13 protein-coding genes are annotated in these 12,536 nt (G+C 64.4%); 4 read left to right on the forward strand and 9 right to left on the reverse strand.

What is annotated here, in order from left to right:
- Positions 1-112: 112 nt before the first annotated feature.
- Positions 113-874: an IclR family transcriptional regulator domain-containing protein gene (locus B5M41_RS04030; protein WP_134646209.1), complete on the forward strand. Its 762-nt coding sequence runs from the start codon at positions 113-115 to the stop codon at positions 872-874.
- Here B5M41_RS04030 and pobA read toward each other — a convergent pair whose 3' ends face one another.
- The 3 genes from pobA to B5M41_RS04045 all read right to left on the reverse strand — a co-directional run bounded on the left by pobA (position 875) and on the right by B5M41_RS04045 (position 3,617).
- Positions 875-2,041, reverse strand: coding sequence for a 4-hydroxybenzoate 3-monooxygenase (gene pobA / locus B5M41_RS04035; RefSeq protein ID WP_134646207.1), 1,167 nt, complete (start codon positions 2,039-2,041; stop codon positions 875-877).
- 18 nt (positions 2,042-2,059) lie between these two features.
- Positions 2,060-2,626 (reverse strand): NIPSNAP family protein, encoded by a 567-nt coding sequence (locus tag B5M41_RS04040; protein WP_134646205.1) that lies wholly within the window; start codon positions 2,624-2,626, stop codon positions 2,060-2,062.
- Positions 2,627-2,717: 91 nt separating this feature from the next.
- Positions 2,718-3,617: a helix-turn-helix domain-containing protein gene (locus B5M41_RS04045; RefSeq protein ID WP_134646203.1), complete on the reverse strand. Its 900-nt coding sequence runs from the start codon at positions 3,615-3,617 to the stop codon at positions 2,718-2,720.
- A gap of 117 nt (positions 3,618-3,734) precedes the next feature.
- Between B5M41_RS04045 and B5M41_RS04050 the strand changes: the two genes are divergently transcribed.
- Genes B5M41_RS04050 through B5M41_RS04060 form a run of 3 tightly spaced genes read left to right on the forward strand, consistent with a single transcriptional unit; the run spans position 3,735 to position 6,977 of the window.
- Entirely contained in the window at positions 3,735-5,447 is a 1,713-nt protein-coding gene (locus B5M41_RS04050; protein WP_134646201.1) for an FAD-dependent oxidoreductase, read from the forward strand.
- Complete coding sequence (locus tag B5M41_RS04055; protein WP_134646199.1) at positions 5,444-6,223, forward strand: SDR family NAD(P)-dependent oxidoreductase; 780 nt, start codon at positions 5,444-5,446, stop codon at positions 6,221-6,223. Before B5M41_RS04050 ends, B5M41_RS04055 begins: the two co-directional genes overlap by 4 nt.
- Positions 6,216-6,977 carry an SDR family NAD(P)-dependent oxidoreductase gene (locus tag B5M41_RS04060; RefSeq protein ID WP_134646197.1) on the forward strand — a complete coding sequence of 254 codons (762 nt, stop codon included), beginning with the start codon at positions 6,216-6,218 and terminating at the stop codon, positions 6,975-6,977. The genes B5M41_RS04055 and B5M41_RS04060 overlap by 8 nt, the downstream gene beginning before the upstream one ends.
- Here B5M41_RS04060 and B5M41_RS04065 read toward each other — a convergent pair.
- The 6 genes from B5M41_RS04065 to B5M41_RS04090 form a co-directional block, all read right to left on the reverse strand.
- Entirely contained in the window at positions 6,974-7,699 is a 726-nt protein-coding gene (locus B5M41_RS04065) for an aspartate/glutamate racemase family protein (protein WP_134646195.1), read from the reverse strand. The genes B5M41_RS04060 and B5M41_RS04065 overlap by 4 nt on opposite strands.
- A 1-nt stretch (position 7,700) precedes the next feature.
- A complete protein-coding gene (locus tag B5M41_RS04070; protein ID WP_134646193.1) occupies positions 7,701-8,423 on the reverse strand; it encodes an ABC transporter ATP-binding protein in 723 nt (240 codons plus the stop codon).
- 3 nt (positions 8,424-8,426) lie between these two features.
- Positions 8,427-9,209 carry an ABC transporter ATP-binding protein gene (locus tag B5M41_RS04075; protein WP_134646191.1) on the reverse strand — a complete coding sequence of 261 codons (783 nt, stop codon included), beginning with the start codon at positions 9,207-9,209 and terminating at the stop codon, positions 8,427-8,429.
- Positions 9,206-10,177, reverse strand: coding sequence for a branched-chain amino acid ABC transporter permease (locus tag B5M41_RS04080; RefSeq protein ID WP_134646189.1), 972 nt, complete (start codon positions 10,175-10,177; stop codon positions 9,206-9,208). Before B5M41_RS04080 ends, B5M41_RS04075 begins: the two co-directional genes overlap by 4 nt.
- A 4-nt stretch (positions 10,178-10,181) precedes the next feature.
- Complete coding sequence (locus tag B5M41_RS04085) at positions 10,182-11,051, reverse strand: branched-chain amino acid ABC transporter permease (protein WP_134646187.1); 870 nt, start codon at positions 11,049-11,051, stop codon at positions 10,182-10,184.
- 92 nt (positions 11,052-11,143) lie between these two features.
- Positions 11,144-12,331 (reverse strand): ABC transporter substrate-binding protein, encoded by a 1,188-nt coding sequence (locus B5M41_RS04090; protein WP_230639989.1) that lies wholly within the window; start codon positions 12,329-12,331, stop codon positions 11,144-11,146.
- Between the last annotated feature and the right edge of the window lie 205 nt (positions 12,332-12,536).

Below are 12,536 nucleotides of genomic sequence, written 5' to 3' on the forward strand. Positions count from 1 at the left end.
GTCGATGAGCCATCGTTTTCGCGTGGGACTAAAGGCGCAAAAGCGTTCGACGGCAATCAATTTGTGCGTTATATGACTTTTGTTCGAATATCGCACAAACCAGAGCAGGCCGATGACGGTGAAGGAACGGGACATGATGGGCGGCCTCGCCAAGGGGCTGAAGGTGATCGAAGCTTTCAGCGCCGAGCGCCCGCGCCTTTCCATTGCCGAAGCGGCCGACATCGCCGGGCTCGACCGCGCCACCACGCGGCGCTGTCTGCTGACGCTTTCCGAACTCGGCTATGCCGCCTATGACGGCAAGTTCTTCACGGTCACCCCGCGTATCCTGCGCCTCGGCACGGGCTGTCTTGCCACCATGCCGCTGCCGCGCATCGTCCAGCCGACGCTCGACCGTCTGTCGGAGGAGATCGGCCAGAGCACGTCGGTATCGATCCTCGACGAATGGGAAATCGTCTATGTGGCCCGCGCCGCCCAACAGCGGGTGATGTCCATCGCGCTGATGCCGGGTTCGAGACTGCCGGCCTATTGCACATCGATGGGGCGCGTGCTGCTCGCCGCGCGCGCAGAGGAAGAGGCGCGGGCGCTGCTGGAGGCCTCGCCGCGCGTGGCCCGCACCGAGCGCACGGTGACGGACATGTCCGCGCTGATGGCGGCGCTGGAGGATGTGCGCCGGCTCGGCTTCGCGACTATCGATCAGGAGGTGGAAACCGGCCTACGCTCCATCGCTGTGCCGTTGCGCACGTCGCGCGGCAAAACGATCGCCGCGCTCAATGTCGGCCTTGCCGCGACCGCGGAGCCGATGGCGGCCATCGTCGAGCGCTACCTGCCGGCGCTCTTGAAGCGGCAGGCCGAACTTGCATCGATGCTGGCCTGATCAGTAGGGCAGGCCGACATAGTTCTCGGCGAGCGCCGTCTGGGCGGCCTGCGAGCCTGCGAGATAGTCCATTTCCGCCCCCTGCATGCGGCGAAGGAATTCGCCTTCGTCCGGGAAGACATGCAGCATCCGCGTCATCGCCCAGGAGAACCGGGAGGCCTTCCAGACGCGGGCGAGCGCCGTGGCGGAATAGGATGTAAGATGATGATCGTCGCCGGCATAGTGGGCAATCAGCGCCCGCGACAGGTAATAGACATCGGAGGCGGCAAGGTTCAGGCCCTTGGCGCCAGTCGGCGGCACGATATGGGCGGCATCGCCGGCCAGATACAGCCTTCCCCAGCTCATCGGCTCCGAGATGAAGCTTCTGAGCGGCGCGATGGATTTTTCGATCGAGGGGCCGGTTTCCAGGCTTTCCGCCAGGTCCGCCGGCAGGCGGCGGCGCAGTTCCGCCCAGAAGGCGTCGTCGCTCCAGTCGTCCGGCTTGTCCGTCAGCGGCACTTGCAGGTAGTGGCGGCTGAGATGGGCATTGCGCATGGAACATAACGCAAAACCGCGGTCCGAGCCGGCATAGACCAGTTCGTGCTGCAGCGGTCTCGTTTCGGAGAGAATGCCGAGCCAGCCGAAGGGATAGATGTGCTCATAGTCGCGGCGCGTCGTCTCGGGGATCGTCCTGCGGCTGACGCCGTGGAAGCCGTCGCAGCCGGCAATGTAATCACAGTCGATGCGATGGCTCGTTCCGCCATGGGTGAAGGTCACATAGGGCGCGTCGCTATCGGCACCGTGAATCTCCACGCCTTCCGCCTCGTGGTAGATCGGCGCATCGGTGCGGTCCAGTTCGTCATAGAGGTCGCGCGTGACTTCCGTCTGGCCGTAGATCGTCACGGAATTGCCGGTCAGGGCCTTGAAATCGATATGGACCTGCTTGCCATGGGCGGCAAGAAGCGTCCCGCCGTGCACGAAGCCCTCGGCATCCAGCCGCTTGCCGACACCGGCCTCGCGCAGCAGGTCGCAGAGGCCCTGCTCCAGCACGCCCGCCCGGATGCGGGCGAGCACATAGGCGCGGGTGCGCTGTTCCAGCACGACAGCATCCACCCCCTTGCGACGCAGAAGAAGAGACAACAACAGGCCCGAAGGCCCGCCGCCGATGATGACGACCTGATGACGCATGGTGCGTTCGCTCCCGAATTACAGCGGTGAAAAGGCAAGCGGGCGCAGCACGATATGGCTGCTGCCCCCCGCCAGAGGGATGGACGGAACGGGATCGGGGCTGCGGGGCAGAAGCGAGAGGGAGCCCGCCGCCCGGCCGGAAATCACCGTCCATGTCGCAACCGCGCCGTCGATCGGCTCGCCGGACACAAGCGCGGCGCAGACCGGGGCGAAGAGCGGCGCGCCCGCCGCCCGCGCCGGACGTGGCTTTCGCCTGTCCGCAACGACGGCCTCGAAGGCAGCGGAGGATGCGACCGTTTGAAGGAAGCGGTTTTCCTGCTCCTCCACCAGCGCGAAGGCCTTGGGAATGAAGCCTTCAACCCAGGCCGCCTCGGTGGCGAGCGACGCGCGGCAGGCCTCGCGCTCGGCCCAGTCGGCATAGGACCAGAGGTGGTGGATGGTGTTGAGCGGACCGGTCTCGCCCAGCCAGTAGCCGGCAAGCGGCAGGTGCCGCGTGACCAGCGGCAGTCCCTCGTCGGCCAGCAGTGGAAGGTAATCGCCCACTGCGCCCGATTTCAGGCGGTAGCTTCGCCACTCATGGATCATGTCTGTCTCCCATGGTGCGCAAACTGACCATGGGGACCGATTTGGGAAATGGACGGAGCGTCGGAAAGATTGGACGATACCCGGTAGGCCGTCAGCTGTCGTGGTGCAGCGCCTGTTTGCGGAACGCCCCGGGCGAGAGGCCGACGCGCTGGGTGAAGAAGCGGTTGAAATAGGCGGGATCGTCGAAGCCCGTGAGATGCGCCACCTGCGCTACGCTGCTTTCGGTATAGACGAGGTAACGTTTCGCCTCGATCACGATGCGCTCATAGAGGAGGTCGGAGGCCGTCTTGCCGGCCCGGGCCTTGCAGGCCGCGTTCAGGCGCGCCGGCGTGACGGCGAGATCGCCGGCATAGAAGGCCAGCGAGCGTTCGTTGCGGAAATGCTCCTCAAGCAGGCCCCGATAGCGAACGAGGAGGTCGTAGTCGCGGTCGGGTGCGGCAATGCCCGGATCGTCATGGGAGACATTCAGCCGCAGCACCACGACGAGCACGCGCATGAACTGCGCCATGATGGCCGTGCGTCGGCCGGGTGCCGACCAGATGAACTCGCGGTGCATCCATTCGAAGGTTTCCATGACGGCGGGTATGGAAACGCCGGTGCCCTCCAGCGGATAGACGGCCGGCCGTTCCGATGCGTGCGCCAGGCGCGCATCCGATGCCGAGGCGGCCTTGAGGCAGCCGAGCGCGGCGGTGACGACGAAGCCGTCGGTGCCGGGGTTGAAGTCGATCTGGTGCACGATCCCGGCCGGCACGACGAGGATGCCGGGGGCGGGGATCGACAGCACCTGTTCTTCCATGCGGATGGAGCCGCCGCCGCTTTTCACCAGAAGAACCTGCATGTGATCGGGGTGGGAATGCGGACGAATTCTCCAATCGTTGGGGCCGCTGCGGTCGCGGATCGGCTCGACGTGCAGGAAGTCGAGTTCGACGTCCGCGCCTTGATCGCCATAGAGATAATAGTGCGGAATGCTGCGCCCGGTGCCGTTCGCCATTTCTCCTCCCCGGTTTCTCCCGATTGAATTGTGCAACAATTCCACGGGTGCGTCCATTGGTTCGGCCCGGGCCGCAGCGTAGCAAGATGTCCTGCCATTCATGACAGGGAGGAACCGATGGAGCGGCTTGAGGAGAGGGGGCGCGTCTGCGACGTGCTGGTCATAGGCTCGGGTGCCGGCGGTCTCGCCACGGCCATCGTCGCGAAGAAACATGGTCTCTCCGTCATCGTCATCGAGAAGGAGCCGGTGTTCGGCGGAACCACCGCTTTCTCCGGTGGCGTTCTCTGGATACCCGGCAATCGCCACGGCAAGGTCAACAATCCCGCCGACACACGCGAGGCCGCACGCCGCTACATGAAGGCGGAGACGGGAAACTGGTTCGATGAGGACGCCGTCGATGCCTTCCTCGATGCCGGGCCGAAGATGCTCGACTGGTTTGAGAGGCAGACCACAGTCAAATTCGTGCCGACGCTCTACCCGGATTACCATCCGACGGTGGATGGCGGCGCGGATGTCGGGCGCTCCGTGCTTGCAGAAGCCTTCGACACGAGCGCGCTTGGTGACAACCTGAAGCGCCTGCGCCCACCGCTCTCGACCATCACCTTCATGGGCATGATGTTCAATTCGTCCAATGCGGACATCAAGCACTTCTTCAATGCCACGAAATCGCTGACGTCGTTCACCTATGTGCTGAAGCGGCTTGCCGCCCATGCGGGCGAGGTGGCGCGCTATGGGCGTGGTGTGCAGGTCACGAGCGGCAATGCGCTCGCCGCCCGGCTTGCCAAGAGCTGCTTCGATCTCGGTATCCCGATTCTGACGGAAACGCCGGCTCTTCGTCTCGTCAAGGAGGCCGACCGCGTGACGGGCGCGGAGGTGGGTGGCGCCGAACCGGGCACCATCATCGCCCGGCGTGGCGTGGTGCTGGCCTGCGGCGGCTATGCGCAGGATCTCGCCCGACGGGCCGATGTCTATGCCCATCTGAGGTCTGGTCAGGCGGGGCATTATTCGCCGGTGCCGGAGGGCAATGCCGGCGACGGGATCCGTCTTGGCGAGGCGGCGGGCGGCGCCTTCGATGCGGAATTTCCCCAACCCGCAGCCTGGATGCCGGTCAGCCGCGTGCCGGGAAAGGGTGTCTTTCCGCATCTGCTCGACCGTTACAAGCCGGGCATGATCGCCGTGCTTTCCAACGGCAAGCGCTTTACCAACGAGAGCGAGAGCTATCACGATGTGGGGGCTGCGATGATCGCCTCGGGTGAGGCCGCCGCCTGGCTGATTTGCGATCACCGTACGATCCGAAAATACGGCCTCGGCCATGCCAAGCCCGCGCCGATGCCGCTCTCCCTCTGGCTGCGCTCCGGCTATCTCAAGAAGGGCCGCACGCTGGCAGAGCTCGCGCAGGCCTGCGGCATCGAGCCCGCCGCGTTGGAGGCGACGGTGGCCGACTTCAACCGCGGTGCCCGGGAGGGGCGCGACGAGGCGTTCCATCGCGGCGAGACCTCGTTCAACCGCTATCTCGCGGATCCCGAAAACAAGCCGAACCCCTGCGTTGCGCCCGTTGAACAGGGGCCGTTCTATGCGGTGAAGCTGGAGATGGGCGATCTCGGCACCTTCGATGGCCTGAAGACCACCGTGCCCGGCGAAGTGCTGGATCGCGCGGGGGCCGTCATCCCCGGCCTGTTCGCCGTCGGCAACGACCGCGCGTCGATCATGGGCGGCAACTATCCCGGCGCCGGCATCACGCTCGGCCCGGCCATGACCTTCGGCTGGATCACCGGCCGCTACCTTGCGGGCATCGCGCCCGATGCGACGAACAGGGAGGAAGCCGCATGAGCTGGCTTGGACTGGATGGAAAGACCGCCGTCATCACCGGCGCGGGAGGCGGGATCGGCCAGGCTCTGACGCGGGCCTTTGCGGCCGAGGGCGTGCGTGTCGTGCTGCTCGACCGCACCGAGGAGCGCATCCGGGAGCTTGCGGACGAACTCGGCAACGGCGCTTTCGTGCTGTCCTGCGACCTCTCCAAAGGCGACGAGATCGCCGCCGCTGCGGAGGCGGTTGAGGCGGAAGGCGGGGCCGACATTCTCGTCAACAATGCCGGCATCCTGCGGCCGGGCCCGCTCGAAAGCGTGGACGAGGCCGACTGGTCGGCCATGCTTTCGGTCAATCTCAATGGCTATCTCGCGGCCGCGCAAGCCTTCGGCAGGCGCATGATCGCGCGCGGCAGCGGCACGCTCGTCCATGTGGCGAGCATTGCCGGCACGCATCCGCAGCCGGCGAGCGGCGCCTATTCGGCCTCCAAGGCGGCGATCCTGATGCTGTCGCGCCAACTTGCCTATGAATGGGGTCCGAATGGGATCCGTTCCAACACCGTCAGCCCCGGCCTCGTGCGAACGCCCCTCTCCGAACCCTTCTATCGCGATGCGGAGGTGAAGGCGAAGCGGGAGGCCATGGTGCCGCTCGGGCGGATCGCCGAGCCGAAGGACATGGCGGATGTCGCCCTGTTCCTCGCCTCGCCGCGTGCCTCCTATGTCACCGGGCAGGACATTGTGGTCGATGGGGGACTGTCGCAGACGCTGATGGGCCTGGTGCCGAGGCCCGGCTATGCGTGAGGAAAAACACGCGCTCGTCACCGGCGGCGCCGATGGCATCGGGCTTGCCATAGTCCAGGCGCTGGCGGATGCCGGCTATCGCGTCACCATCGCCGATCTCGACGGTGAGAAGGCGGCGGCGCGGGCACTCGCGCTGGGTGAGGGACATCGGGGCCTTGCCTGCGACATCACCGACGAGGCGCATGCGATTGCGGCGGCGTCCGCCGCACCCTTCGACGTTCTCGTCAACAATGCGGGCATCGGCGATAGCCACCTGCCGACGCTGGAGCAGGGCATCGACGCCTTCCGCAAGGTGCTCGACGTGCATCTGGCGGGCACCTTCCTGATGTCGCGCGAGGTCGGCAGGGGCATGGTTGCGCGAGGATCGGGCGCCATCGTCAACCTGTCCTCCATCGCAGGGATCACCGGACTGCCGAAGCGCAACGCCTATGGCGCCGCCAAGGCCGGCATCGTCGCCATGACACGGGCCATGGCCTGCGAATGGGCGGGCAGGGGCGTGCGGGTCAATGCGGTCGCGCCGGCCTTCGTGGAAACGGCGCTTGTCCGCACGCTCGCCGATGCGGGGCGCATCGACCTGCCGACGCTGCGCCGACGCACGCCGATCGGCCGGTTGATCGCCGCACAGGAAGTGGCGGCGGCCGTGGCCTTTCTCGCGTCGCCGGCAGCGTCGGGCATTACCGGCGCCGTCCTGCCGGTCGATGGCGGATGGACCGCCTTCGGTGATTTCGGGGATGCGTGGCGGGATGACGCCTAGCTGGCCACGGTGGGGAAAACACCCGCCAGCTTGGCGGGCGGCGGCGGGGCATAACCGCCGAGGCGGGATGTGCGGATATTGAGGCCGGCCATCGCTTCGGCCAGTTTCACCGCGCAGGACACGCCGTCGAGAACGGGAAGCCCATGTTCGGCGGCAAGATCCGCCGCGAGGCTCGCCATGCCGGCGCAGCCGAGCACGATCGCCTCTGCGCGGTCTTCGCCGATGGCCAGCCCGATCTCGGCGCTGATCTTCTGGCGGGCGTTGGAGCCGGGCTGTTCGAGCTCCAGCACGGCGACTTCCGAGGAGCGCACGCGGGCGCAACGCACATCGAGTCCGTAGCGGGCGAGATTGTGTTCCAGCGCCGGCACCGAGCGGGCCAGCGTAGTCACGACGGTGAACTTGTTCGAGATCATCGACGCGAAATGATAGGCGGCCTCGCCGATGCCGATCACCGGCTTGTCGGTCAGGCAGCGGGCGGCGTCGAGGCCGGTGTCGTCGAAACAGGCGATGACGACCGCATCGCAATCCGGGTTGCGGCGGATCGCGTCGAGCAGGCCGGCCAGGCTCATCGCCTCATCGAAATAGCCTTCGATCGAAACGGGGCCGTGGACGGGATTGATCGCGGTCACCTGCGTGCCGGGAGAGGCGGCGGCACGCGCCGCCTTCCCGATATGCGCCGTCATCGAAGCGGTCGTGTTGGGATTGATGACGAGAATTTTCATGTCAGAGTTCGCCTCCCAGGTAGGCAGCCTTGATGCGGTCGTCGTTCATCAGTTCCCTGGAATTGCCTGACAGCGCGATGGATCCGGTGGAAAGCGCGTAGGCGCGATTGGAGATGGACAGCGCCATGCGGCTGTTCTGCTCGACGAGGAGGATGGAAACCTTCTCGTCGCGGCTGATCGCGACGATTGCGCGCGCAATATCCTGCACGAGCTTCGGGGCGATACCGAGCGACGGTTCGTCCAGAAGCAGGAGCTTGGGACGGGCCATCAGGGCGCGACCGATCACCATCATCTGCTGTTCGCCGCCGGACATGGTGCTGGCCTGCTGGTGATACCGTTCGCGCAGCCGCGGAAACCGCGTCAGCACGCTTTCCAGGGTCTGTTCGATTTCGGCCTTGTCGGTGCGGGTAAAGGCACCCATCAGGAGATTGTCCTTCACCGACATCAGCGGAAAGGCGCGGCGGCCTTCCGGCACCATGGAAATGCCCCGGCGGACGATGTCCGACGCCGATGCGCCATCGAGCCGTTCGCCCTGATAGAGGATCCGCCCGGACTTGAGGGGCCGAAGCCCGGTGATTGCCCGCAGGATCGAGGACTTGCCCGCACCGTTCGCGCCGATCAGCGCGACGGTCTCGCCTTCGGCCACATCGATGGAAACGCCTTTCAGCGCATAGATGTGATCGTAATAGAGTTCGATGTTTTCAACGCTCAATATGTTCGTCATGGCTTACATCCCGATCGCCGCATCTTCGGAGCCGAGATAGGCCTCGATGACCTGCTCGTTCTCCCGGATTTCCTGGGGCGTGCCTTCGGCGATCTTCTGGCCGAAATTGATGCACACGATCCGGTCGCTGATCTTCATGACCGCAGGCATGTCGTGCTCCACGAGCAGCACGGTGACGCCGCGTTCGTCGCGCAGGCGCCGCACGAGCGCGACCATCTTCATGGTCTCGTCGTGGTTCATGCCGGCGAAGGGTTCATCCAGCAGGATGACCTTCGGATCGGTGGCAAGGCCGATGGCCATGCCGAGTGCACGCAGATGCCCCTGCGGCAGGTTGGAGGCGAGTTCGTTGCGGATGGCCTGAAGGCCGAGGAAGTCGACGATATCGTCGGCCGAGGCGGCGAAGGCGTCCTCGTCCTCCTTCGCCTGTTTCGTGCCGAGGAAGAAGCCGAGGAGGCTCGCCTTCGAACGCAGATGGTGGGAAACGATGATGTTTTCGCGCACCGTCATCGAGCGGAAGATCGTCGTTTCCTGGAAGGTCCGCACGACGCCCATGCGGGCCACCTTGTGCGGGGCGAGGCTCGATATGCGCTCCCCGTTGAAGATGACCTCGCCCGATGTCGCCGGCACGAAGGAGGAGATCAGCTTGAACAGCGTCGACTTGCCGGCGCCGTTCGGGCCGATGACCGAAAGGATCTCGCCCTTGTTGACGTCGAAGGAGACGTCGTTGACCGCCGTCAGGCCGCCGTAGCGCTTGGTGATGTTCTTGATTTGCAGGATCGGGCTCATGCGCGGCCCTCCTTCTTGTCGAGAAGGCTGAGGACACCGTTCGGCAGGACCAGCATGAGCAGGATCATGATGCCGGAATAGATGAGAAGCTGGTATTCGCGGGCGATCGACAGCAGGTCCCAGCCGAAATAGAGCAGCAGCGTTCCGAGCATCGGGCCGAAGACATAACCGAGGCCGCCGAGGAAGCAGTAGAGCATGAAGTTCACGCTGTCCGCGACCACGAAGGACGACGGGTAGATGGACTGGGCGATGGAGGCGAACATGGCGCCCGCGATGCCGCCGAAGAACGAGGAGATCGCATAGGCGAGCACCCGAAGATAGGCCGTGTTGACGCCGATGGACGCCGAAAGTTCCTCGTTCTGCTGGAGGCTGCGGCAGAGGTGGCCAAGCCTGGAGTTCACGATGCGCCAGAGCACCAGATAGGTGATGATCATCAGCACGACGGCCATGATGTAGAAGCCGAAACGCGGATTGGCGAGCGAGCCGAAGGCCGGGATGATCGTGATGCCGAAGAGCGAGAACTCGCCCGGCAGCGGAATGGACGTGATGCCCTTGGCGCCATTGGTGATCGGCAGAGCAAGCGCCGTGAGCCGCGCGACTTCTGTCAGCACCAGCGTCACCATGGCGAAGTAGACGCCGCGCAGGCGCAGGATCGGCAGGCCGATCAGGACCGAGATCAGCGCGCAGAACAGGCCGGCCAGCGGCAATGTCAGCCAGAACGAGACGCCGGCCTGCGTGACGAGAATGGTCGAGACATAGCCGCCCACCAGCGCATAGGCGCCCTGGCCGATATTGATGCGGCCGATATAGAAGGTCAGCCAGACACCGGCGGCACCGACGGAGAGAAGGGCGACGGAGGTGAGGGTGTAGTAGAAATCCGACCGTCCGGTCGCCTTGATGATGAGCGGCACCAGCACGAAGACGGCGAGAAGGAAGGCGGCGAAGCCGAGGAGTTTTTTCGCGTTCATGGTCTCAACCCCACGGCTTGCCCATCAGCCCCTGCGGGCGGACGGCCAGGAACACCATCAGCGTGGCGAAGATGACGAGATAGGTGATGTCGCCATAGGCCGAGAGCACGGTCAGGCCCACGCTTTCCATCATGCCGAGGATGAAGCCGCCGGCGATCGCGCCCGAAATGACGCCGGCGCCGCCGATCATGATCATGAGGAAGGCCTTGACGGACGTCGGTCCGCCCATGCCGAGATTGACGCCGGTGATGGTGACGAGCAGACCGCCGACGAGGCCGGCGAGCATGGCGCCGAGCGCAAAGCCGATCATGGAATAGCGCGCGACATTCACGCCCATGAGCTGGGCGGCCATCTTGTCCTGCGCCAGCGCACGCATGGCGCGGCCGGTGCGCGAATAGTTCATGAAGCCGATGAAGACGACGATCAGCAGGATGGCGAGGACGCCGATCAGGATACGGTCGTAGGGCATGATGATGCGCATGTCCCAGTTGAACACGCCGTTGACGATCTTCGGCACGCCGCGCTGCTTTTCGCCGAAGGCGAGCAGGATGACGGCATCGAGGAAGAAGGCGATGCCGGCCGCAAGCAACATGGTCGATTCATCGCGCTTGGAACGTCGGATGACCGGCGCGAAGAGGAATTTCTCGATGGCGGCGCCCATGATCGCCAGCACGATGGCCGAAGCGAAGAGGCCGACGATGAAGGGCAAGCCGAGCTGCACCACGACCGTATAGGTGACGAAGCCGCCGAAGACGTACATCTGCCCATGGGCAAAGTTCAGCACGTTCATCAGCGAGAAGATCAGGGTCAGGCCGAGGGCGATCAGCGCGTATTGCGCGCCCAGGTACAGACCGTTAGCGATTATCTGTTCCATCGTGAGCCTCCAATGGAAGGTTCAGGCAAGGTGGGACCCGGCCGGACTGCGCGTGCGCTCCGGGTCCCGTTCTTGGGATGCCTGGGCTCTGATCAGTCGACCTGGCCGACGAACAGCGTTTCGAACTTGCCGCCCTTGAATTCGTTGACGACGAGCGGAACGGAAACCTGACGCTTTTGGCCGAAGGAGGTCATGCCGACATATTTCAGCTTAGCGTCGCCCTTCATGAAGGGGTTGGCGGCTTCGAACGTGTCCATGGTCTTCTTGTATTCCTCGACATTGTCGATTGCCGCCGGGTTCGCCTTCAGCGTTTCGATGATGTATTCGAGGGCATAGACCTTGGTATTGGACTCGTCGTTGTACTCGCCGAACATCTTGGTGTAGCGGTCGACGAATTCCTTCATCGTATCGCTGGCGAGTTCCGGCGTGGATGCGCCGCCGACCGAGATGAAGCCCTCGGCAAGCTCGCCGGCACCTTCCTGCAGAACCGTGGCATCCTGTCCCGTCTCCGTAGAAATGAAGCCGGTATAGCCCAGTTCGCGGGCGGAACGGATGAGCTGCGGCGCGTTGGCGGGAGAGACGCCCGAGAGCACGAGCAGGTCCGGCGAAGCCTGGATGACGGGCAGCAAGACCGGCGTGAAGTCCGTCGTATCCACCTGGTAGGTCACATTGCCGGACACCACTTCGAGGTCCAGCGCCTGTGCGGCTGCAATGCCGGATTCACGCTGGCTGAGCGGATCGGACTCGTTGGCGGCGACAAAGGCCACCTTCTTCACGCCTTTGTTTTCCTTGAGGTATTTGTAGATCGCCGGGCCGGACTGGTAGTTCGCCACCATGCCGAGGATCGCATTGGATGCCGGCGCGGTGAAGAGTTCCTTGGGGAAGGCGTAGGGGAAATACATGATGCCGTTCTGCTCGGCGACCGGGCGAACGGCGGCCGCGCCGTCATCGACGTTCGGGCCGACGACATAATGCACGCCGTCCTGTGCCATCTTCTCCATTCCGGCGATGGCGCGCTTCGGGTCCTTCTGGTCGTCGAAGGGCACGATCTGGATGTTGTAGGTCTTGTCGCCGATCTTCACGCCGCCGAGTTCGTTCAGCCAGGCGGCACGCGTCTCCATGGAGCGCTGGTTGGAGATACCCCAGGCCGCAGCCGGGCCGGAGGTGACGCCGACGAAGCCGATCTTCAAGGTGGCGTTTTCGGCATGGGCCATCAGCGGCATTGACAGGACGGTCGCTGCGGCGAGGGCGGAAAATTTCAGGAATGTACGCTTGTGCATGATGTTCTTCCTCTGGGCCATTGATTATTTTCTATCGGCAAGCGGGCCGCAAATGGCGGTCCTGCTCGGCCTTGGCCTGAACATTGAGCGTATTGTTAACAATCTTGTCAAGTGGGTGTAAACAAATCATATGACGCGGTGTTGACGAAATGGACGCTTGTTGGTGAACCAAATCGGACCTATTTAGAGATATGCGATCCCGAGG

This window comes from Shinella sumterensis (assembly GCF_004514425.2).
Classification (GTDB): Bacteria; Pseudomonadota; Alphaproteobacteria; order Rhizobiales; family Rhizobiaceae; genus Shinella; species Shinella sumterensis.

Coding starts and splice junctions, on each gene's coding strand:
- B5M41_RS04030 (WP_134646209.1), top strand. CDS start 113: ATGACGGTGAAGGAACGGGACATGATGGGCGGCCTCGCCAAGGGGCTG.
- pobA (WP_134646207.1), bottom strand. CDS start 2,041: ATGCGTCATCAGGTCGTCATCATCGGCGGCGGGCCTTCGGGCCTGTTG.
- B5M41_RS04040 (WP_134646205.1), bottom strand. CDS start 2,626: ATGATCCATGAGTGGCGAAGCTACCGCCTGAAATCGGGCGCAGTGGGC.
- B5M41_RS04045 (WP_134646203.1), bottom strand. CDS start 3,617: ATGGCGAACGGCACCGGGCGCAGCATTCCGCACTATTATCTCTATGGC.
- B5M41_RS04050 (WP_134646201.1), top strand. CDS start 3,735: ATGGAGCGGCTTGAGGAGAGGGGGCGCGTCTGCGACGTGCTGGTCATA.
- B5M41_RS04055 (WP_134646199.1), top strand. CDS start 5,444: ATGAGCTGGCTTGGACTGGATGGAAAGACCGCCGTCATCACCGGCGCG.
- B5M41_RS04060 (WP_134646197.1), top strand. CDS start 6,216: ATGCGTGAGGAAAAACACGCGCTCGTCACCGGCGGCGCCGATGGCATC.
- B5M41_RS04065 (WP_134646195.1), bottom strand. CDS start 7,699: ATGAAAATTCTCGTCATCAATCCCAACACGACCGCTTCGATGACGGCG.
- B5M41_RS04070 (WP_134646193.1), bottom strand. CDS start 8,423: ATGACGAACATATTGAGCGTTGAAAACATCGAACTCTATTACGATCAC.
- B5M41_RS04075 (WP_134646191.1), bottom strand. CDS start 9,209: ATGAGCCCGATCCTGCAAATCAAGAACATCACCAAGCGCTACGGCGGC.
- B5M41_RS04080 (WP_134646189.1), bottom strand. CDS start 10,177: ATGAACGCGAAAAAACTCCTCGGCTTCGCCGCCTTCCTTCTCGCCGTC.
- B5M41_RS04085 (WP_134646187.1), bottom strand. CDS start 11,051: ATGGAACAGATAATCGCTAACGGTCTGTACCTGGGCGCGCAATACGCG.
- B5M41_RS04090 (WP_230639989.1), bottom strand. CDS start 12,331: ATGCACAAGCGTACATTCCTGAAATTTTCCGCCCTCGCCGCAGCGACC.